The organism is Stenotrophomonas sp. AB1(2024), assembly GCF_037482345.1.
GTDB lineage: Bacteria > Pseudomonadota > Gammaproteobacteria > Xanthomonadales > Xanthomonadaceae > Stenotrophomonas.
Genome location: NZ_JBBHKO020000001.1, coordinates 151,042 through 171,603, shown reverse-complemented (window position 1 = coordinate 171,603; position 20,562 = coordinate 151,042). Strand labels below are relative to the sequence as shown.

Annotated in this window: 16 protein-coding genes; 9 read left to right on the top strand and 7 right to left on the bottom strand. The window is 66.7% G+C overall.

Translation table 11 applies throughout. The annotated features are described in order from the left end of the window. Positions 1 to 230 precede the first annotated feature (230 nt). Genes WIX41_RS00735 through acnB form a run of 3 tightly spaced genes read left to right on the top strand, consistent with a single transcriptional unit; the run spans position 231 to position 3,506 of the window. Positions 231 to 455, top strand: coding sequence for an AbrB/MazE/SpoVT family DNA-binding domain-containing protein (locus WIX41_RS00735; protein WP_079221776.1), 225 nt, complete (start codon positions 231 to 233; stop codon positions 453 to 455). Positions 456 to 462: 7 nt separating this feature from the next. After that, complete coding sequence (locus tag WIX41_RS00730) at positions 463 to 861, top strand: type II toxin-antitoxin system VapC family toxin (protein WP_339445284.1); 399 nt, start codon at positions 463 to 465, stop codon at positions 859 to 861. Positions 862 to 920: 59 nt separating this feature from the next. Continuing rightward, positions 921 to 3,506: a bifunctional aconitate hydratase 2/2-methylisocitrate dehydratase gene (gene acnB / locus WIX41_RS00725; RefSeq protein ID WP_339445283.1), complete on the top strand. Its 2,586-nt coding sequence runs from the start codon at positions 921 to 923 to the stop codon at positions 3,504 to 3,506. A 375-nt stretch (positions 3,507 to 3,881) separates the two neighbouring features. On the opposite strand, the gene WIX41_RS00720 is transcribed toward acnB, so the two are convergent. Further along, positions 3,882 to 5,135, bottom strand: a complete 1,254-nt coding sequence (locus tag WIX41_RS00720; RefSeq protein WP_339445282.1) for a LysR family transcriptional regulator — start codon at positions 5,133 to 5,135, stop codon at positions 3,882 to 3,884. A gap of 100 nt (positions 5,136 to 5,235) precedes the next feature. On the opposite strand from WIX41_RS00720, the gene WIX41_RS00715 reads away from it, so the two are divergent. The 6 genes from WIX41_RS00715 (at position 5,236) to WIX41_RS00690 (ending at position 11,604) form a co-directional block, all read left to right on the top strand. Continuing rightward, positions 5,236 to 5,907, top strand: coding sequence for a 4-carboxy-4-hydroxy-2-oxoadipate aldolase/oxaloacetate decarboxylase (locus tag WIX41_RS00715; RefSeq protein ID WP_339445281.1), 672 nt, complete (start codon positions 5,236 to 5,238; stop codon positions 5,905 to 5,907). Beyond that, positions 5,900 to 6,955, top strand: a complete 1,056-nt coding sequence (locus WIX41_RS00710) for a 4-oxalomesaconate tautomerase (protein ID WP_339445280.1) — start codon at positions 5,900 to 5,902, stop codon at positions 6,953 to 6,955. Before WIX41_RS00715 ends, WIX41_RS00710 begins: the two co-directional genes overlap by 8 nt. A 42-nt stretch (positions 6,956 to 6,997) precedes the next feature. Further along, on the top strand, positions 6,998 to 8,311 hold the full coding sequence (dctA, locus tag WIX41_RS00705; protein ID WP_339445279.1) for a C4-dicarboxylate transporter DctA: 1,314 nt from the start codon (positions 6,998 to 7,000) through the stop codon (positions 8,309 to 8,311). 80 nt (positions 8,312 to 8,391) lie between these two features. Beyond that, positions 8,392 to 9,672 carry a carbohydrate porin gene (locus tag WIX41_RS00700; protein ID WP_339445278.1) on the top strand — a complete coding sequence of 427 codons (1,281 nt, stop codon included), beginning with the start codon at positions 8,392 to 8,394 and terminating at the stop codon, positions 9,670 to 9,672. 22 nt (positions 9,673 to 9,694) lie between these two features. Next, entirely contained in the window at positions 9,695 to 10,717 is a 1,023-nt protein-coding gene (locus WIX41_RS00695) for an amidohydrolase family protein (protein WP_339445277.1), read from the top strand. Further along, positions 10,717 to 11,604 (top strand): amidohydrolase family protein, encoded by an 888-nt coding sequence (locus WIX41_RS00690; protein ID WP_339445276.1) that lies wholly within the window; start codon positions 10,717 to 10,719, stop codon positions 11,602 to 11,604. Before WIX41_RS00695 ends, WIX41_RS00690 begins: the two co-directional genes overlap by 1 nt. Positions 11,605 to 11,631: 27 nt before the next feature. Here the strand turns inward: WIX41_RS00690 and WIX41_RS00685 are convergent, their stop codons facing one another. From WIX41_RS00685 to WIX41_RS00660, 6 genes are all read right to left on the bottom strand, one after another. Continuing rightward, on the bottom strand, positions 11,632 to 13,056 hold the full coding sequence (locus WIX41_RS00685) for a hypothetical protein (protein WP_339445275.1): 1,425 nt from the start codon (positions 13,054 to 13,056) through the stop codon (positions 11,632 to 11,634). A gap of 96 nt (positions 13,057 to 13,152) precedes the next feature. Next, a complete protein-coding gene (locus tag WIX41_RS00680) occupies positions 13,153 to 14,220 on the bottom strand; it encodes a protein-glutamate methylesterase/protein-glutamine glutaminase (RefSeq protein ID WP_339445274.1) in 1,068 nt (355 codons plus the stop codon). Further along, positions 14,217 to 14,813, bottom strand: a complete 597-nt coding sequence (gene cheD / locus WIX41_RS00675; protein ID WP_339445273.1) for a chemoreceptor glutamine deamidase CheD — start codon at positions 14,811 to 14,813, stop codon at positions 14,217 to 14,219. The genes WIX41_RS00680 and cheD overlap by 4 nt, the downstream gene beginning before the upstream one ends. Next, positions 14,810 to 15,676, bottom strand: coding sequence for a CheR family methyltransferase (locus tag WIX41_RS00670; RefSeq protein ID WP_339445272.1), 867 nt, complete (start codon positions 15,674 to 15,676; stop codon positions 14,810 to 14,812). The genes cheD and WIX41_RS00670 overlap by 4 nt, the downstream gene beginning before the upstream one ends. A gap of 12 nt (positions 15,677 to 15,688) precedes the next feature. Next, positions 15,689 to 17,956: a methyl-accepting chemotaxis protein gene (locus WIX41_RS00665; protein WP_339445271.1), complete on the bottom strand. Its 2,268-nt coding sequence runs from the start codon at positions 17,954 to 17,956 to the stop codon at positions 15,689 to 15,691. Between the two features lie 198 nt (positions 17,957 to 18,154). Beyond that, positions 18,155 to 20,539, bottom strand: a complete 2,385-nt coding sequence (locus WIX41_RS00660) for a methyl-accepting chemotaxis protein (protein ID WP_409187286.1) — start codon at positions 20,537 to 20,539, stop codon at positions 18,155 to 18,157. Positions 20,540 to 20,562 lie beyond the last annotated feature (23 nt).

Sequence of the window (20,562 nt, the reverse complement as noted above, 5' to 3'; positions counted from 1 at the left end):
GCTTGCGGTTACCGGTGTCCCGACGGCCCGGCAGTCGGACTGAGTATGAACCATTCAGCCGGACGCGGTCGGTGGCAGGGTTCTCAGGCTACATACAAATATGTATCGCCGATGTCATCGATAAGGCGGATCCTTTGCGCGGTAAGGGCCTTGGCTGGCTGAACCACGCTGCAGTGGAAGTATGCCCGGGGAAGTATGTATAATTTGTGCATACTTTGGAGGGCCTACCGATGGAAGCCACCGTTGCAGAACGCGGACAGATCACCTTGCCCAAGGCGGTCCGCGATGCGCTCGGCCTGACCAAGGGCACCCAGTTGAAGGTGGAGCTCGACGGCAGCCGCATCATCCTGCGCAAGAGCGTGGACGATGCCATTTCCCGTGCCCGCGGCAAGTTCGCGCTGGACGGCTTCGATTCGGCCGAGGCGGCCGTGCGCGCCGTGCGCGACGAAGAATGAGCCGCGCATGATCGCCGTCGATTCCCCGGTCCTGATCGAACTGCTCAGCAATGGCCCGCAGGCCGACGCGGTGGAAGCCTGCCTGCGCCAGAGCCTGGTCGGCGGGCGGGTGGTGATCTGCGGGGTGGTGCTGGCCGAGATCTGCGCCGCGCTGCGCGGCGGGGCCGAAGTGCAGGAAGCGCTGGAAGAGATGGGCATCCATTTCAGCCCGCTGGAAGCCAAGTCGGCCCTGCGCGCCGGTGAGATGCATCGCCGCCACCGCCAGCGCGGCAACGACCGCCGCGGCATCGACGATTTCATGGTCGGCGCGCACGCGCTGCTGCAGTGCGACGGCCTGATCACCTGGAACGACAGATTTTACCGCGATTACTTCAAGGGCCTGAAGCTGATCGTGCCGAACGCCTGAGCCCGTTTTTTTACCGTTTTACTCAACCGCATTCTTCAAAGAATCACCCGGGAGTTGTCATGTTGGAAGCCTACCGCCACCACGTAGCCGAGCGCGCCGCGCTTGGCATCCCGCCGCTGCCGCTGAGCGCCCAGCAGACGGCCGACGTCATTGAACTGCTGAAGAACCCGCCCGCCGGCGAGGCCGGGTTCCTGCTCGACCTGCTGACCCAGCGCGTGCCGGCCGGTGTCGATGACGCCGCCAAGGTCAAGGCCTCGTACCTGGCCGCCATCGCCTTCGGCAGCGAAACCAACGCGCTGATCCCGCGCGAGCGCGCCACCGAACTGCTGGGCACCATGCTGGGCGGTTACAACGTCGCGCCGCTGGTCCAGCTGCTGGACGACGCCGTGGTCGGCGCCATTGCCGCCGACGCGCTGAAGAAGACCCTGCTGGTGTTCGACGCCTTCCACGACGTGCAGGAAAAGGCCAAGGCCGGTAACGCCAACGCCCAGGGCGTGCTGCAGAGCTGGGCCGATGCCGAGTGGTTCACCAGCCGCCCGGAAGTGCCGCAGAGCCTGACCATCACCGTGCTCAAGGTGACCGGCGAAACCAACACCGACGACCTGTCGCCGGCCCCGGATGCCACCACCCGCCCGGACATCCCGCTGCACGCCCTGGCGATGCTGAAGAACAAGCGCGATGGCATCGAGCCGGAAGAAGACGGCAAGCGCGGCCCGGTCAAGTTCATCGAATCGCTGAAGGACAAGGGCCATCTGGTCGCTTACGTGGGCGACGTGGTCGGTACCGGTTCCAGCCGCAAGTCGGCCACCAACTCGGTACTGTGGTTCACCGGCGAAGACATTCCGTTCATTCCGAACAAGCGTTTCGGCGGCGTGTGCCTGGGCTCGAAGATCGCCCCGATCTTCTACAACACCATGGAAGACGCCGGCGCGCTGCCGATCGAGCTGGACGTGTCGCAGATGAACATGGGCGACGTGGTCGAGCTGCGTCCCTATGACGGCAAGGCGTTGAAGGACGGCCAGGTCATCGCCGAGTTCCAGGTGAAGTCCGACGTGCTGTTCGACGAAGTGCGCGCCGGTGGCCGCATTCCGCTGATCATCGGCCGTGGCCTGACCGCCAAGGCGCGCGAAGCGCTGGGCCTGGCCCCGACCGATCTGTTCCGCCTGCCGATGGACCCGCCGGACACCGGCAAGGGTTTCTCGCTGGCGCAGAAGATGGTCGGCCGCGCCTGTGGCCTGCCGGAAGGCCAGGGCATGCGCCCGGGCACCTACTGCGAACCGAAGATGACCTCGGTGGGCTCGCAGGACACCACCGGCCCGATGACCCGCGACGAGCTGAAGGACCTGGCCTGCCTGGGCTTCTCGGCCGACCTGGTGATGCAGTCGTTCTGCCACACCGCCGCTTACCCGAAGCCGGTGGACGTCAAGACCCACCACACGCTGCCGGAATTCATTTCCACCCGTGGCGGCGTCTCGCTGCGCCCGGGCGACGGCGTGATCCACAGCTGGCTCAACCGCATGCTGCTGCCCGACACCGTGGGCACCGGCGGCGATTCGCACACCCGTTTCCCGGTGGGCATTTCGTTCCCGGCCGGCTCGGGCCTGGTCGCCTTCGCCGCGGCCACCGGCGTGATGCCGCTGGACATGCCCGAATCGGTGCTGGTGCGCTTCAAGGGCAGGATGCAGCCGGGCGTGACCCTGCGTGACCTGGTCAACGCGATTCCGCTGTACGCGATCAAGTCCGGTCTGCTGACCGTGGCCAAGGCTGGCAAGAAGAACATCTTCTCCGGTCGCATCCTGGAAATCGAAGGTCTGCCGGACCTGAAGGTGGAGCAGGCGTTCGAACTGTCCGATGCCTCGGCCGAACGTTCGGCTGCCGGTTGCTCGGTGCACCTGAACAAGGAGCCGATCATCGAGTACCTCACCAGCAACATCACGCTGCTGAAGTGGATGATCGCCGAGGGTTACCAGGACGCGCGTTCGCTGGCCCGCCGCATCGAGAAGATGGAAGCCTGGCTGGCCAACCCGGAGCTGCTGCAGCCGGATGCCGACGCCGAGTACGCCGCCGTCATCGAGATCGACCTGGCCGACATCCACGAGCCGATCGTGGCCTGCCCGAACGACCCGGACGACGTCAAGACGCTGTCGGACGTGGCCGGTGCGGCCATCGATGAAGTCTTCATCGGTTCGTGCATGACCAACATCGGTCACTTCCGTGCGGCGGCCAAGCTGCTGGAAGGCAAGCGCGACATCCCGACCAAGCTGTGGGTGGCTCCGCCGACCAAGATGGATGCCTCGGAGCTGACCAAGGAAGGCCACTACGGCACCTTCGGCACCGCCGGTGCGCGCATGGAAATGCCGGGCTGCTCGCTGTGCATGGGCAACCAGGCACAGGTGCGCGAGGGCGCGACGGTGTTCTCGACCTCGACCCGCAACTTCCCGAACCGCCTGGGCCGCAACTCCAACGTGTACCTGGGTTCGGCCGAACTGGCCGCGATCTGCTCGCGCCTGGGTCGCATTCCGACCAGGGAAGAGTACATGGCCGACATCGGCGTGCTGGATGCCAGCAGCAAGGACATCTACCGCTACATGAACTTCGACCAGATCGAGGATTACCAGGATGTGGCCAGGACGGTCGCTGCCTGATCCTGATCGGCTGATGTGTTGAACGAGAACCCCCGGTGAAAACCGGGGGTTTTTGTTTGCCGGGACGAATCGCCGCCAGCCCAGGCTGATGCTTGGTCGCCCGTTGGTGATGTATCCGTGTCTTATCGCGTTCGCCAGCAATTCGTAGCGCCGACCGTTGGTCGGCGACCGCGCGAAGCGCGGCGCAAGCATCCGAAGCCACGGCAATGCGGCGCGGATGACATCATCGGCGCTGACATGTGTCCGAAGCCGTCTGTCCGGTGTTCATGGCGCCGGAACGGAGAGCCGTTTTTCGTTTCGGGTCATGCGTTACCGGGCGTCGAGCCGTTATCGGCAGTCGTTTGGGGACCGACCCTACCGCCATCGCGATGATCATCAACGCGCGGGATAACGGAACGGCCATGCGTTGTCTGCGTCGTTGCTGCGTTCGGCGCAGATGGCGCGGAAGGTTTCCACGAACGCCTGCTGCAGGCGGGTCGGGTGCCAGTCGGCGCGGGTGGTGAGGCCGATGCGGCGACGCAGGTCGTCGCCGGCGCTGCCGATTTCGCAGAGCAGGCCGGCGCGGCGTTCGATCACGAACTGGTCGCGTGACATCAGGGTGAGCCAGTCGTCTTCCAGCAGCAGGCCGCGGGTGATCAGCACCGAGCCGCATTCGATGCGGAGGCGGGGCGGTTCGTGGCCATGCCGGCGGAACATCCGCTCCCAGCGTGCGCGCACCGGGGCGCCAGTGGCTGCGATCACCCAAGGGAAAGCCAGCAGCCGGTCGAAGTCGAGCGCGTCGCTGCCGGCCAGTGGATGGTCGCTGCGCGCGACGATCACCGGGTCATCGTCGAACAGGCCCTCCTGCGCGACATCGCGTACGGGCAGGGTGTCGCGCATCGCACCGATCAACAGATCCAGACTGCCGGCGCGCAGGTCGCCCAGCAACTCCGCATAGGGCCCTTCGATCACATTGACCGATGCACCGGGATGGGCGCGGGCGAAGCGCGCCAATACCTGCGGCAGCAGGATCGCACGCGCAAGTGGCATTACCCCGAGCGTGACCCGGCCGCCCTGTTCCGAGCGCAGCAGGGTCACTTCGTCCAGGCCCGCCGCCAGTTCGGACAGCGCCAGCCGCACCAGCCGCAGCATGCGGGTGGCGGCTGGGGTGGTCTGCACGGTCTTGCCGTGGCGTTCGGTCAGCGGCGTCTCAATTGCGGTGCCGAGTTCGTGCACCGCGCGGTAGATGGCCGGCTGCGAGATGCCGGCGCGGCTGGCGGCCAGGGTGAAGCTGCCGGCATCGTCCACTGCCACCAATGCGCGCAACTGGCCCAGCGTGACGCGCCGTTCCACCGCCGGCAGCGCAGGCAGGCGTTGTGCACGCCGCGCCACCCGCACGCCATCGGCGATGTAGCCCAGGGCGCGCGCTATGCGTGGGACCAGCAGCTCAGCTGCTTCGGTAGGCGCCATGCCACCGGGCTGGCGGTCGAACAGGGGCGTGTCGAGTTGACTCTCGAGCCGGGCAATGGCCTGGGTCAGGGCAGGCTGGGAGAGATTCACGTGCGGGGCAGCGGCGCTGATGCCGCCGTGGTGGTGCACGGCGACCAGGGCGTGCAGATGCTTGAGGTTCAGCTCGAAGGGCCGGTTCATGCATCAACTATAACCAAACCAAATGGCTGTTGCGGAAATCGATCTTGAGGGGTTGGCGCTTGCGGACAAGACTGCATCATCGTCATTGAAGGATGGATGGATGTCCCGCGTCGTCACCCATGTCGAACGCGCCGCTGCTGGCGCACTCCAGGTTCTTGCCCAGGCCGGTGTCGCCACCGCGCACGAGTCCCAGGGCCGCACTGGCCTGCTGCACCCGCGGCTGCGCCCGATCTACAGCGGCGCGCGCATTGCCGGCAGCGCCATCACCGTGTCGGTGCCGCCCGGCGACAACTGGATGATGCATGTGGCCATCGAGCAGCTGCGCGAAGGCGATGTGCTGGTGGTGGCGCCGACCAGCGACTGCACCGACGGTTATTTCGGCGACCTGCTGGCCACCTCGGCGCAGGTACGTGGCTGCCATGGGCTGGTGATCGATGCCGGCGTGCGCGATGTGCGCGACCTGACCGCGATGGGCTTCCCGGTCTGGAGCCGGGCGATCCATGCACAGGGCACGGTGAAGGAAACGCTGGGCTCGGTGAACGTGCCGGTGGTCTGCGGCGGGGCGTTGGTACACCCCGGCGATGTGGTGATCGCCGACGATGATGGCGTGTGCATCGTGCCGCGTGCCGATGCCGCGCGCGTGGCGGCCGAATCGCAGGCACGCGAGGCACGCGAGGCCGAAAAGCGCGAGCGGCTGGCCAAGGGTGAGCTGGGCCTGGACATCTATGCCATGCGCGAACGCCTGGCGGCCAAGGGCCTGCGCTATGAGTAAGGGCGTGCCCGCGATGTGGATGCGCGGTGGCACCTCCAAGGGCGGCTACTTCCTGGCCGCCGACCTGCCTGCGGAAGCGGCCGCACGTGATGCGTTCCTGCTGCGTGCCTACGGCTCGCCGGACCCGCGCCAGATCGATGGCATGGGCGGCGCCGATCCGCTGACCTCCAAGGTCGCGGTGGTATCGCCTTCCAGCCAGCCCGGTGCGGACGTGGACTACCTGTTCCTGCAGGTGTTCGTCGACCAGGCCATGGTGAGCGATGCGCAGAACTGCGGCAACCTGCTGGCCGGGGTGGGGCCCTTCGCCATCGAGCGTGGGCTGGTCCAGCCCACCGGCGAAAGCACCGACGTGCGCATCTACATGGTGAACACCGGCAAGGTGGCGACCGCCAACGTACAAACCCCCGGTGGCCAGGTGCGCTATGACGGCACGGCCCGGATTGACGGGGTGCCGGGTACGGCGGCGCCGATTCCGCTGACCTTTGCCGACATTGCCGGTTCGAGCTGCGGCGCGCTGCTGCCGACGGGCAAGGCGCGCGACGTGATCGATGGCGTGGACGTCACCCTGATCGACAATGGCATGCCATGTGTGGTGCTGCGTGCCAGCGATGTGGGTGTGAGCGGCTACGAAGACCGCGCCACGCTCGATGCTGACGATGCGTTGAAGGCGCGGCTGGAGGCGATCCGCCTGCAGGCCGGGCCGTTGATGAACCTCGGCGATGTCACCGCGCAGTCGGTGCCAAAGATGATGCTGGTGGCGGCGCCGCGCGATGGTGGCGCGATCTGCGTGCGTTCGTTCATCCCGCACCGCTGCCACGCCTCCATCGGCGTGCTCGGTGCGGTGACCGTGGCCACGGCCTGCCTGCTGCCCGATTCACCGGCCAGCGCACTGGCGGTGGTGCCCGACGACAACCGCCTGCAGCTGGATATCGAACACCCCAGCGGCAGCACCGGCTGCGTGCTGGAGCGCGACACACAAGGGCAGGTGGCCGCTGCGGCCATCCTGCGCACCGCCCGAAAGCTGTTCGACGGCGTGCTGTTCGACTGAATACGCGCGACGTCTCTATTCTTGTGACCTGGGAGGGTTGTTATGTCTGTTGTCGAGAAGCGGCAGGGCCGCTTCGGCGTCTTTGGCCAGTTGTGGTTCCAGGTGTTGGCCGGCACCATCATCGGCGTCGTGCTGGGCTGGCTGCAGCCGGACTGGGGTTCGGCGATGAAGCCGTTCGGCGATGCGTTCATCAAGCTGATCCGCATGATGATCGGCCCGATCATCTTCGTGACCGTGGTGCACGGCATTGCCGGCATGCGCGACATGCGCAGCGTGGGCCGGCTTGCGCTCAAATCGTTGATCTACTTCGAGGTGATCACGATCCTGGCACTGATCGTCGGGCTGGTCGTGGTCGACCTGTGGCAGCCCGGTGCGGGCATGAACATCGACCCGGCCACCATCGACATGGCCAGCATCCAGGGCTACGTGCATACCGCGCACGACCAGTCGATCGTGTCCTACATCATGGCGATCATCCCCAACACGCTGGTCAGTGCGTTCACTGAAGCGCATGTGCTGCAGGTGCTGTTCGTGGCGGTGCTGTTCGGTGTGGCGCTGGCCTCGATCGGTGAGCGCGGCGCGCCGGTGATGAAGGTCATCGAGGGCACCTCGGCGGCGCTGTTCAAGATCATCGGCTTTGTCATGTACTTCGCGCCGATCGGTGCGTTCGGTGCGATCGCCTTCACTGTGGGCCAGTTCGGTGCCGGTTCGCTGCTGTCGCTGGGCGAACTGATCATCGAGTTCTTCGTGGTCTGCGCCGCGTTCACGGTGTTCGTGCTCGGCGCGGTGTGCTGGTGGACCGGCGCCAGCCTGTGGCGGCTGCTGGCCTACCTGCGCGATGAGATCGTGATCGTGGCGGCCACCACGTCCACCGAAACGGTGCTGCCGCGCCTGATCGAGAAGATGAAGAAGCTGGGCTGCGAAGAAGGCGTGGTCGGTTTCGTGATTCCGGCCGGCTATTCGTTCAACCTCGATGGCACCTGCCTGTACCTGACCACGGTGGCGCTGTTCCTGGCCCAGGCGACCAACACCGAGCTGACCGTGTGGCACCAGCTGGGCCTGATCGCGGTGCTGCTGCTGACCTCCAAGGGCGCCGCCGGCGTTGCTGGCGCGGCGTTCGTGGTGTTGGCAGCCACGCTGGGCACCACCGGCACCATTCCGGTGGCCAGCATCGCGCTGATTCTTGGCATCCATCGCATCCTGGCCGAAGGCCTGACCTTCGTGAACCTGGTCGGCAATGCGATCGCGGTACTGGTGATCGCCAAGTGGGAAGGCAAGCTGGACGAGAAGGTGATGGCCGAGCAGATCGGCACCCGCCGCGCCCGCTTGCGCCACCTGGGCGTGCGCGAAGCCTGACCGACGCGCCGCGGATTGCCCGCGGCGCCCACCCCGAATGTATTGAACCCGCTGCCCACGGCAGCGGGGAGGGAGATTTCATGTCCATCCTCCGCCACACCCCGCTGGCGCTGCTGTTGAGCGCTGCTTTGGCCGCACCGGCCGCCGCCGAGGGCACCCTGCCCAAAGGCGTCGACCTGACCCTGGATTTCGTCGGCAACGTTGCCTCCAACCCCGTGGGCGGGGTGGAGCAGGGCACCGAAGGTTCCTATTGGATCATGGCCCAGTCGAAGTTCGACCTGGACGCGTTGTTCGGCGTGCACAACACCGACGTGGACGCGCAATGGGCCTGGTTCGCCGGGCGCAACCTGGCCCGCGAGAAGATCGGCAACTCGATCAGCGCGCAGCAGACCTGGCGCCCGGTGGCCGGTGGCCGCCTGACCCGGCTGACCGTGCGCCACCGTTTCGACAACGGGCTGAGCATCACCGCCGGGCGTGCACCGGTGAACAGTTACTTCAACAACTCGGCACTCAACTGCGTGTTCATGAGCAATGCGATGTGCCTGACGCCGTACGGGGCGATCACCGACCTTGGCATCACCGCATTCCCGAACTCGTCCTGGGCCGGCATCCTGCGCTACGACGTGAATGATCGGTGGTACGTGCAGGGCGGGGCGTTCGACTACAACAACGAGCTGAACAAGGCCGGCAAGAATGGCCTGGACTTCTCGGTCGGCGAGGGCACCGGCACCATCACCGCCTATGAGGCCGGCTACCAGACCAGCTTCGCCAACGACAGGCTGCCGCGCACCTACCGCGTGGGCATGTACCGCAACACCGATGGTGGCAAGAGCTCCTACTTCGACGCCAACGGCAACTCGGCCGCACTGACCGGCAAGCCCACGGCCATGCAGGATGGGGCGCGGATGGGCTGGTATGCGATGGCCGACCAGACCGTGTGGCGTGGGGAGGGCAAGCGCAACCTGGCGCTGTTCGCCCGCGCTTACGTCAACACCGGCAACGAAGCGCCGGTGGACCAGTTCGCTGCGGTTGGCTTCGTCAAGACCGGCACCTTCGCCGGCCGCGACCAGGACACGCTGGCGATGTTCGTCTCCAACACCCACTTCAGCGATGAACAGATCGCCTTCCTGCGCGACCGCCGCGCGCGCAACGGCGGCAGCGGCGCGCCCAATGCCGACGAGATCATCGCCGAGCTGAGCTATGGCTGGGCGGTGCACAAGGGCGTCCGGCTGATGCCCAACCTGCAGTATGTGATCAACCCCGATCCGATCTACGCGCCCACGCGCACCACCGACATCCCCGATGCGTTGATCGTCGGGCTGCGCGTGGATGTCCACTTCGCCCAGCTGTTCGGCTGGTAACTCCTCCCCCACGAGGCCCCTGATGATCATCGATTGCCACGGTCACTACACGACCGCCCCCGCCAGCCACGATGCGTTCCGCAAGGCGCAGGTGGCGCATTTCAACGACCCGTCGCTGCCCGCGCCGGCATACCCGACGATCAGCGACGACGAGCTGCGCGAAAGCGTGGAAGGCAACCAGCTGCGGCTGCTGCGTGAGCGCGGCGCGGACATGACCATCTTCTCGCCGCGCGCCAGCACCATGGCCCACCACATCGGTGATGAGGCGGTGAGCGCGGAGTGGACCCGGCGCTGCAATGACCTGATCGCGCGGGTGGTGGCGCTGTACCCGGAAACCTTCATCGGCGTGTGCCAGCTGCCGCAGTCGCCCGGCGTACCGATCGCACACTCGATCGCCGAACTGGAGCGCTGTGTCAACGAGCTGGGGTTCGTGGGCTGCAACCTCAACCCCGATCCATCGGGCGGGCACTGGACCGGCCTGCCGTTGACCGACCGTGCCTGGTACCCCTTCTTCGAGAAGATGGTGGAGCTGGACGTCCCGGCCATGGTGCATGTATCGGGCAGCTGCAATGCCAACTTCCACGCCACCGGCGCGCATTACCTCAATGCCGACACCACGGCGTTCATGCAGTTCCTGCAGGGCGACTTGTTCCGTGATTTCCCGGCGCTGCGCTTCATCATCCCGCACGGCGGCGGCGCGGTGCCCTACCATTGGGGCAGGTTCCGGGGGCTGGCCGACATGCTGGGCAAGCCGCCGCTGAACGAGCATGTGATGAAGAATGTGTTCTTCGACACCTGCGTTTACCATCAGCCGGGTATCGACCTGCTGTTCAAGGTAATCGACATCGACAACATCCTGTTCGGCTCGGAGATGGTGGGCGCGGTGCGCGGGATCGACCCGGAAACCGGGCAGTACTTCGACGACACCCTGCGCTATGTGGAAGCGCTGGGGCTGTCGGCGGCTGACCGCACCAAGGTGCTGTCGGGCAACGCGCGCCGGGTGTACCCACGACTGGATGCCCAGCTGAAGGCGAGGGGGCTGTGATGGCGGATTTCGTGAAGGATGCCGACTGGCTGGATTTCTGTCCCGACCCGAGCCGGCCGGTGTTCGTACCGCCACCGGGTGCGGTGGATGCCCATTGCCATGTGTTCGGGCCCGGTGACCAGTTTCCGTACGCGCCCGAGCGCAAGTACACGCCGTGTGATGCGGGCAAGGCGCAGCTGTTCGCGCTGCGCGACCACCTGGGCTTCGATCGCAACGTGATCGTGCAGGCCACCTGCCACGGTGCCGACAACCGGGCGCTGGTCGATGCGCTGCGTAGTTCTGGTGGGCGTGCGCGTGGCGTGGCCACGGTGCGCGATACGGTCACCGACGACGAATTGCACGAGCTGCATGAGGCCGGTGTGCGCGGGGTGCGCTTCAATTTCGTGAGGCGGCTGGTGGACCCGAAGCCGGATGCGTATTACCACGCCATCATCGAGCGGATCGCGCCGCTGGGCTGGCATGTGGTGGTGTATTTCGAGGCGGCGGACCTGGCCGAGCGGTGGGACTTCTTCACCTCGCTGCCGACCACGGTGGTGGTGGACCATATGGGGCGGCCGGACGTGACCCAGGCGGTGGATGGGCCGGAGTTCCAGCGTTTCGTGAAGCTGATGCGCGAGCATCCGAACGTGTGGAGCAAGGTGAGTTGCCCGGAACGGCTGTCGCAGTCGGGGCCGCCCACGTATGACGATGTGGTGCCGTTCGCACGGCACCTGGTGGAGCAGTTCCCGGACCGGGTGCTGTGGGGCACCGATTGGCCGCACCCGAACCTGAAATCGCACATGCCCGATGACGGCACGCTGGTGGATTTCATTCCACGGATTGCGGTCACCGCCGACCAGCAGCAGAAGCTGCTGGTGGACAACCCGATGCGGCTGTATTGGCGGTAACAGCGTAACCGCGTCGGGCAGGTTGCGTCAGGTCTGTTCGGTAGCCGTCGCCGGCGCTTCGCTTGTCTGCGCCGTTTCCTGCTCCGGCGGGGCAAGCTCCGGGAATACCTTCGGCAGTTCCGCGACGAAACTGGCGACGCAGCGCTCGGCGAACGCCTGCGAGGCGGCTCTCACCTTGGCGTAGTCGTCGGCCTGCCATTCCTCCAGCGGGGCCTGGAGCCGTTCATCGGTGCAATACACGATGGTCTGGGTCTGGCCGTCCTTCGGCAACAGGAAGCCGATGCTGGCCTGGTGGCGAAGCTCGTACGGAACGTTGGAGCCGGCGAGCTTCTGGTACGCCAGCGTCCAGGTGCCGGCGCTGGCCTGCACCGTGCGGCGCTCGTAGGGAATCGCATCGGGGTGGGCGCGGAAGAACGCGGCCAGTTCCCCGCGCAGCAGGTCCGGCATGTGGACCACGGCCGGGCTTGGCACGCTTTCGATGGTGTCACCGCGCAGGTTGTTCTTGTTGAATCCATCCACGCGCCCCACATAGGCACGGCCGGTGACGGCCAGCGCCAGGACCCCCAGTTTCAGGCCGACGACCTTGCCGGTATCGCCACGGCTCACCAGACGCAGCGCCAGATCGCCGTAGCGATTGTTGTCCTGCCCGCTGCCCTGGGTGGACATGATGCCCACGGTACGGGTCCAGTCGCGCGGCGCGACTGCCCCGACGACGGGCGCCGCAACCGCATTGCTGTCCGGCGCTGCAGCGGCCGCGACCAATGCCGTCGCGTCGGCGGCAACGGTCGTCATTGCTTCGCCCGTCCCGGTGCTGTCAACGGGCGTGGCTGGCGCGACCTCCGCCGGTGCCTCGCACCGCTGCGGCGGCAAGCTCGTGGCCTGTGCCTGCACGCTGCCATCCGCGCCCACGTGATTCGCACTCAAGCGGCAGATGCTGCCCGCGGTGCTCATGAAGACTTCATAGTCCTGGCCCGGTTCAGCGGTGAACTGCAGGGTCAGTTCGCGATCGCACCGATAGTCGTTGGTGTTCTCGACGCGGGCGTCGAAGATCAACGGCCGCCCGCCGGCAACGGCGTACTCCTGGTAGTTCGGCTTGGAAAACAGCACGCTCTTCATGTTGCGTACGGTTGACGTTTCCGGCATTCCCAGCGCGATGTTGGCGGGTGCGCCGCCGAACAGGCTGCCAATCGCGCGTGCACCCGAGCGGGCGACCTCGACCTTCTCGGTATAGGTGTCCCGGCAGGCCGCGTCGGTATACATGGTGATGCCCTGTCCGTTCTGGCCGAAGATGCGGACACGGGCCTTGGCGGGGGCAGGCACGGGCGCTACGTCAGGCGTGGCGGACGTTTCGGCGCTTTTTGCGGTAGCGGTGGATTCCTGCGCGTGGGCCGAGCCGGCCAGCAGAACGGTGGCCAGCAGCAGGCCGGTGACGGTGTGAAGTGATGCACTCACGGTGTTGCTCCTTGTTGAAATCGGTAGTGCGTGACGCACGCGTTGACGACGGCCGGGCAGAGCCCGGCGCTACGCCGCCAACGCATCGTCATGTTTTCAGCCGCGTGCCAGCGACATCAGGCGTTCGGCGATGCGCTCCAGCGGCACCTGTTCGTCGGTAGCGCCCAGTTTGAACGCGGCGCCCGGCATGCCCCAGACCACGCTGGTGGTTTCGTCCTGGACCAGGGTGGGCGCGCCGGCGTTCTTCAGTTCGAGCAGGCCGCGTGCGCCATCGTCGCCCATGCCGGTGAGGATCGCGCCGATGGCGTTGGCGCCGGCACTCTCCGCCACGGAACGGAACAGCACGTCCACGGCCGGCTTGTGGCGATTCACCGCAGGGCCGTCGTCGACGCGGCAGCGCCAGCGCGCGCCGTCACGGATCACCCGCAGGTGCTTGCCACCCGGCGGCAGATAGGCATGGCCCGGCAGCACGGCTTCGCCGTCGGTGGCTTCGCGCACCGACATCGCCGAATGGCGGTCCAGGCGCTCGGCAAACGCGGTGCTGAAGGTGGCGGGCAGGTGCTGGGTCAGCACCACGGCCGGGGCGTCGGCGGGCAGGCCTTCGAGCACTACGCGCAGTGCTTCGGTGCCGCCGGCCGAAGCGCCGATGGCGATCAGGCGATCGGTGGTGCGGAAACGGATCGAGCGCGCGGGCGCGGGCGCCACGGTATCCAGGGTGATGCGGGGGGCGACCGGGCGGGCCAGGGTGCGCACGCGCGAGCGCGCCGCCATCTTGACCTTGCCGATGATCTCTTCGGCATAGCCCTGCAGGCCACGCGCCACGTCGAACCTGGGCTTGGAGATGAAGTCGACCGCGCCCAGTGCCAGCGCCTGCAGGGTGGTGTCGGCGCCACGTTCGGTCAGCGAGGAAATCATCACCACCGGCAGCGGATGCAGGCGCATCAGGTTTTCCAGGAACGCCAGGCCATCCATGCGCGGCATTTCCACGTCCAGGGTGATCACGTCGGGGGCGAGACGCTTGATCTTCTCGCGCGCCAGCAGCGGATCTGCGGCGGTGCCGATCACGTCGATGGCCGGGTCGCTGGCGAGGATCTCGCTCAGTATCTGCCGCACCACCGCTGAATCGTCGACGATCAGGACCCTGCAGGGTGAACCGTGGATCATTCGAACAGCTCCACGCCACCGGTGACCGGGGTCTTGGACAGGCGCGCGCGCACGGCCGACTCGGTGGCGGCCACTTCGGCTTCGTGGGCATGCGGCAGGCGCTGCACGACCACGCGGCCGGTGTCGGCGAAGAACCACACCTTGCGCGGATGGATACCGCACAGGTCTTCAGCCAGCACGGGAATGTGCTCGGCCTGCAGGTACTGGCGCACGAACTCGGCATTGCGCGTGCCCACCGGGTTGCTGGTGAAGCCCTTGAGCACGTTGGCGCCGCCGAACACCTTGGCTTCCAGGCGCTTGCGATGTGCGCCGCGCTTGAGCAGGTCGTTGATCAGCAGTTCCATCGCATAGCTGCCGTAACGTGCCGGGGCACCATCGCCGACGTTGCCTTCGGGCAGCAGGAAGTGGTTCATGCCGCCGATCCTCAGCACCGGGTCGCGCAGGCAGGCCGCCACGCACGAACCCAGGGTGGTGGTCAGCGCGGTGTCATCGTCCACCACCAGGTACTGGGTAGGCAGCAGCTTGGCGGCGGTAACCTTGAAGCGGCTGTCGAAGTAGCGCATCACATCGTCGGTACGCGCGGCCAGGTTCATGCCGGGGCTCCGGGCGCGCGCTTGTACAGGGTGCGCCCGCAGGGCTGGATCAGGTCGGCGGCGTGCAGGTAGTTTTCCGAATGGCCGGTGTAGAGCAGGCCATCGTCGCCCATGTGCTGGATCAGCCGCGACAGGATGCCGCGCTGGGTGGGCTTGTCGAAATAGATCATGACGTTGCGGCAGAACAGCGCGTCGAACGGGCCACCGATGTCGTAACGGGGCGCCAGCAGGTTGAGCGGGCGGAAGTCGATCAGTTCGCGCAGCGCCGGGTGTACGCGGCACTGGCCCTCGTTCGGGCCACTGCCACGCTGGAAATAACGCTTCCTGATCGCCGGATCCAACCCCGACACACGGTCGATGGCGTACACGCCGCGGCTGGCGGTGGCCAGCACCTGGGTGTCGACATCGGTAGCCAGGATCCGCACCGGCGGTTTCAGCGTGCCGAACGCCTCGCAGGCGGTGATCGCCATGGAGTAGGGCTCTTCTCCGGTGGACGCCGCGCACGACCACAGCTGCAGGGTGCCGTGGCCGGCACGCGCGCGCAGTTCAGTGTCGAGCTTCTCGAAGTGGTGCGGTTCGCGGAAGAACGCGGTGAGGTTGGTGGTCAGCGCGTTGGTGAACGCCTGCCACTCATCACCGCCCTTGCTTTCCAGCTGGTCCAGGTATTCCTGGAAGCTGCGCAGGCCCAGCGTGCGCAGCCGGCGCGAGAGCCGGCCGTAGACCATGTCGCGCTTGGCTGGTGCCAGCGAGATGCCGACGCGCTGGTAGATCAGCTCGCAGATCCGGCGGAAGTCGCGGTCGGCGAACTCGAATTCGCGACCGGTCGAAGAGGCAGCGGCAGCAGGAGCGGTAGGCGTGGTCACGGGTGGGGTTCCTTAGAACTCTTGCCAGTTGCCGTCATCGGCGGTGGTGCGCGGTGCCCGCGCCACCGAAGCAGGCTTCACCGGGCTGGCCTTGGCGGCCGCTGCCGGCTTGGCGCTGCGCGACGGGGCGGGCGCGGCGATGCGTGCGGTGACCGCGCTGACCGCCTTGGCGACCTGGTTGTCGAGGCGGAAGATCGACACCGCATCGGCCAGCTGGGTGGCCTGTTCTTCCATGGCGCGGGCGGCGGCGGTGGCTTCTTCCACCAGTGCCGCGTTCTGCTGGGTGGTTTCGTCCATCTGCACCACGGTCTGGTTGACCTGTTCGATGCCGGCGGACTGTTCCTGCGAGGCTGCCGAGATCTCGGCCATGATGTCGGTCACGCGCTGCACCGAGGCGACGATCTCGCCCATGGTGGTGCCGGCCTTGTGCACCAGGGCCGAGCCATCGGCCACGCTGGCCACCGAATCGTCGATCAGGCCCTTGATCTCCTTGGCGGCCGCAGCCGAGCGCTGGGCCAGGGTGCGCACTTCGGAGGCCACCACGGCGAAGCCGCGGCCCTGCTCGCCGGCACGCGCTGCTTCCACCGCCGCGTTCAGGGCCAGGATGTTGGTCTGGAAGGCGATGCCATCGATCACCGAGATGATCTCGGCGATGCGCTTGGAACTGGCCTCGATGGTGCTCATGGTGGTGACCACCTGGCCGACCACGTCACCGCCCTGCGAGGCGACGGTGTGTGCGCCGATGGCGAGCTGGTTGGCCTGGCGTGCGTGTTCGGCGTTCTGGCGCACGGTGGAGGTCAGTTCCTCCATCGAGGCGGCGGTTTCTTCCAGGTTGGCGGCCTGCTGTTCGGTACGGCGCGACAGGTCGCTGTTGCCGGTGGCGATTTCGCCAGCCGCCATATTGATGTTGCCGGCGGCCTGCTGGATCTGGCCGACGATCTGGGTAAGCTGCGCGACGGTAGCGTTGGCGTCGTCGCGCATGGTGGCGAACACGCCCTGGTACTGGCCCTGCATGCGCGCGGTGAGGTCGCCTTCGGCGATGGCCGACAGCAGCTGCGACAGCTTGCCCAGGTTGTCGTCGCTGACCTGCATCATGGCGTTGAGGCTGGCGATCATCTGGCCGAAATCGTGGTCGAAGCGGGCCGCGTCGCCACGCTGGGTGAAATCGCCCGCAGCCGCGGCAGCGCCCAGGCGCTTGATCTCGGCGTTGATGCTGGCCAGGTTCTGTTTGACGGTGTCCACGGTGGTGCTGATGGCGGCCTTGTCGCCCGGGTAGCGGGCGATGTCGGCGCTGAGGTCGCCCACCGCATAGCGCTGCACCACGGCCAGCACGTCCTGCATGGTCTGCACGTGCGCGCCGACCAGGCTGTTGGTTTCATGCACCATCAAGCCGTACTCGCCCGGGAAGGCGGATTCGTCCATGCGGAAGCCGGTCTGGCCGGCATCGTGCTGGCTGGCCATCTCGCGCTGGGCGCCGATGACGGCGTGCATCTGCTGCTGCATGCGGCCCATGCTTTCCAGCAGGCGGCCCGGTTCGTCCTGCGCCTGGGCACCAATACGGGTATCCAGCTTGCCGCGTGCGATGCTGTCGGCCACGCCGGTGGCCTGGCGCAGCGGGCCGGTGATGCGGTTGCCGATCAGCCAGCTCAGGGCCAGCACCAGCAGTACCAGCGCACCGCCGCTGGCGGCCATGATGCCGGTGAAGGCCAGCGCGTTGGACTGCACATCGTCCATGTAGACACCGCTGGTGACCACCCACTGCCACGGTGCGTACATGCCGGCGTAGGTGGACTTCTCGATCAGCTTCTCACCCTCGCCGGGCTTGGTGGTGGAGTAGTAGGTATAGCCACCGCCGGTCTTGGCCATGTCCACCTGCTGCAGGTACAGCGGCACGCCGTCCTTGGACAGGTAGTCCTTCTGCACCTTGCCGACCCGGTCGGGCGCGAAGGGGTGCATGAGCAGGGTGTAATCGGTGGCCAGCACGTTGTAGTAGGCGCTCTCGCCGTCGGCGCGCATGCTGTGCAGCGCCTGCAGCGCGGCGCTCTTGGCCGCTTCCTCGGTGAGTTCGCCGGTGCCGGCCAGGCGCTTGTAGTGGTCGAAGATGCCGTAGGTCAGTTCGACCTGGGTCTTCAGGCCTTCCTTCCGGGTCTCGGCCAGGTCGAGGTACTGCATGCGCGCGGCGATGATGGCCAGGGCAATGACGCCGAGGGCGATCAGGGCGGTAAGCAGGTTCAACTTGCCGCGGACGGACAGGTTGGAGAAGCGACTGGAAAGATTCATGGGCGTGGGGGTCTACTCTAGCGGGGGCGTACAGCGGAAGCCGACATCGACGAACGTGTCGAGGCAATGCTGTTATCGGCAGAAAACGGCACCTATTGAGGTGCGCGAGCTGAGCGCATTCAGCTTCAGATACGAAACGGCCCCGATGCCGGAGCATCGGGGCCTGTGCTTCATTGCTGCGCGTGCAGGCGGTGCGGCTTAGAACTCCTGCCAGTCGCCCTCGGCAAGTTCGGCCGCCACCGCGCGGCTGGCTGGCTTGCGCGCCGGTGCCGGTGCCGGTGCCGGTGCCGGTGCGGCAGCCGGGCGGCTCACGGCGCGCGGTGCCGGGGCCAAGACCGGTGCAGCGGCCACCACATCCTGCTCGTCGAGGCGGAAGATCGACACGGCGTCGCTGAGCTGGCCCGCCTGTTCTTCCATCGAACGCGCGGCGGCAGTGGCTTCTTCCACCAGCGCGGCGTTCTGCTGGGTGGTTTCGTCCATCTGCACCACGGTCTGGTTGACCTGCTCGATGCCGGCTGACTGTTCCTGCGAAGCCGCCGAAATCTCGGCCATGATGTCGGTCACGCGCTGCACCGAGGCGACGATCTCGCCCATGGTGGCGCCGGCCTTGTGCACCAGCGCCGAACCGTCGTTGACCTTGCCGACCGAATCGTCGATCAGGCCCTTGATCTCCTTGGCGGCACCGGCCGAACGCTGGGCCAGGGTGCGCACTTCGGAGGCGACCACGGCGAAGCCACGGCCCTGTTCCCCGGCACGTGCTGCTTCCACGGCGGCGTTCAGGGCCAGGATGTTGGTCTGGAAGGCGATGCCGTCGATGACCGAGATGATCTCGGCGATCTTCTTGGACGAGGTCTGGATCGCGCTCATGGTGGTGACCACCTGGCCGACCACGTCACCGCCCTGCGTGGCGACGGTGTGCGCGCCGATGGCGAGCTGGTTGGCCTGGCGCGCGTGTTCGGCGTTCTGGCGCACGGTGGAGGTCAGTTCCTCCATCGAGGCGGCGGTTTCTTCCAGGTTGGCGGCCTGCTGTTCGGTACGGCGCGACAGGTCGCTGTTGCCGGTGGCGATTTCGCTCGCGGCCGAGCTGATGGCCTGGCTGGACTGCTTGATGCGGGTGACGATGCCGCTGAGCTGTTCGGCGGTGGCATTGGCGTCGTCGCGCATGCTGGCGAACACGCCTTCGAACTCACCGTGCATGCGCACGGTCAGGTCGCCCTGCGACAGGGCGGTGAGCAGGCTGGAGATCTGTTCGATGCTGGAGGCATTGGCGTCGAGCAGGCCGTTGATCTGCTGGGCCAGCTGCAGGAAGAAGCCATCCTTGCCTTCGGCGGCGATGCGGCCGGACAGGTCACCGGCGGCGGCCTGGGCGATGACGCGGGCCACTTCGGCTTCGACCAGCGCTTCGGGCGTACGGTCACGCCATTCGACCACGTGGCCGACGCTCTCGCCGTCTTCATTGCGGATCGTGGACACGACCTGGGCGAACTGGGCATCGCCGAACTGCATGGCGCGGCGGGCCACGCCGTGCTGCTTGAGGTTGGCCAGCAGGTTGGGGTCCATCTCGCCGTGATGCTCCAGCACGGTCAACGGACGACCGACCAGCGAGGTGGTGGCGTCGAAGTCCGGCAGGCTCTTGCGCAGCTCGTCCTGGTACTGGGACAGGGTCTGTTCCAGCGCGCGGTTGGCGTAGACGATGTTGAGGTGGTTGTCGGTGAGGTATACGCCGGTGGAGCTGTAATCCAGCGCGGTACGGATGCGCAGGTTCTCGCGGGCCACGGCCTGTTCGGTTTCGGTGCGGTCGCGCAGGTCGCGCTGCATGCGCTGCATGGCCTGCATCAGGTCGCCGACTTCATCCTTGCGGGTGACGTCGATATGCCCGTCCAGCTTGCCGCCGGCCACTTCGTTGGCCACCGACACGGCGCCACGGACGCTGCCGACCAGCGAGCGGGCGAACAGGTACACCAGCACCAGGCCGAGCGCGGCGCCACCGAGCAGGGCGATGATGGTCAGGGTAGCCGAGGTGGCGTAGGTGGATTCAGCCTCTTCGCGCGAGGCGCGGGCGAGGCGGTTGTCTTCGGCGATCAGCGTTTCGAGCGCGACCGAGGCCTTGCCGTGCTTGGCACGGGTTTCGCCGACGAAGGTATCGATGGCATCGTCCGGCAGGTCCAGCTCCAGCATTTCGGCGACGGCATCGTAGGAGGCCAGCGAGTCGTTCCAGTCCTTGGCGAAGGCATCGAACAGCTTCTTCTGCTGCGGGCCATCGATCAGCGAGGGGTACTTCTTGATCGAGGCGTCGATCTTGCCGCGCAGGTCGGCGGTGCGGGTCTTGGCGTCGGCCTTGACGTCGTCGCTGGCGCGGATAAGGCCCTGGTAGGCGGCGCTGCGGTATTCACCGAGCATGCCACGCATTTCGCCGGCCATGCGGATGCTTTCCATCCGGTTGCCGGCCAGTTCGGTGGTCACGTTGTTGAGGGAATGCAGGCCGCGATAGGCGACCACGCCCTGCAGCAGCATCACCAGCAGGATTACGCCGAAAGTCAGCATCAACTTCGGCATCAGTTTGAGGTTGTTGATCCATTGCATGGTGGTGCACTCTCCGGTGGCAG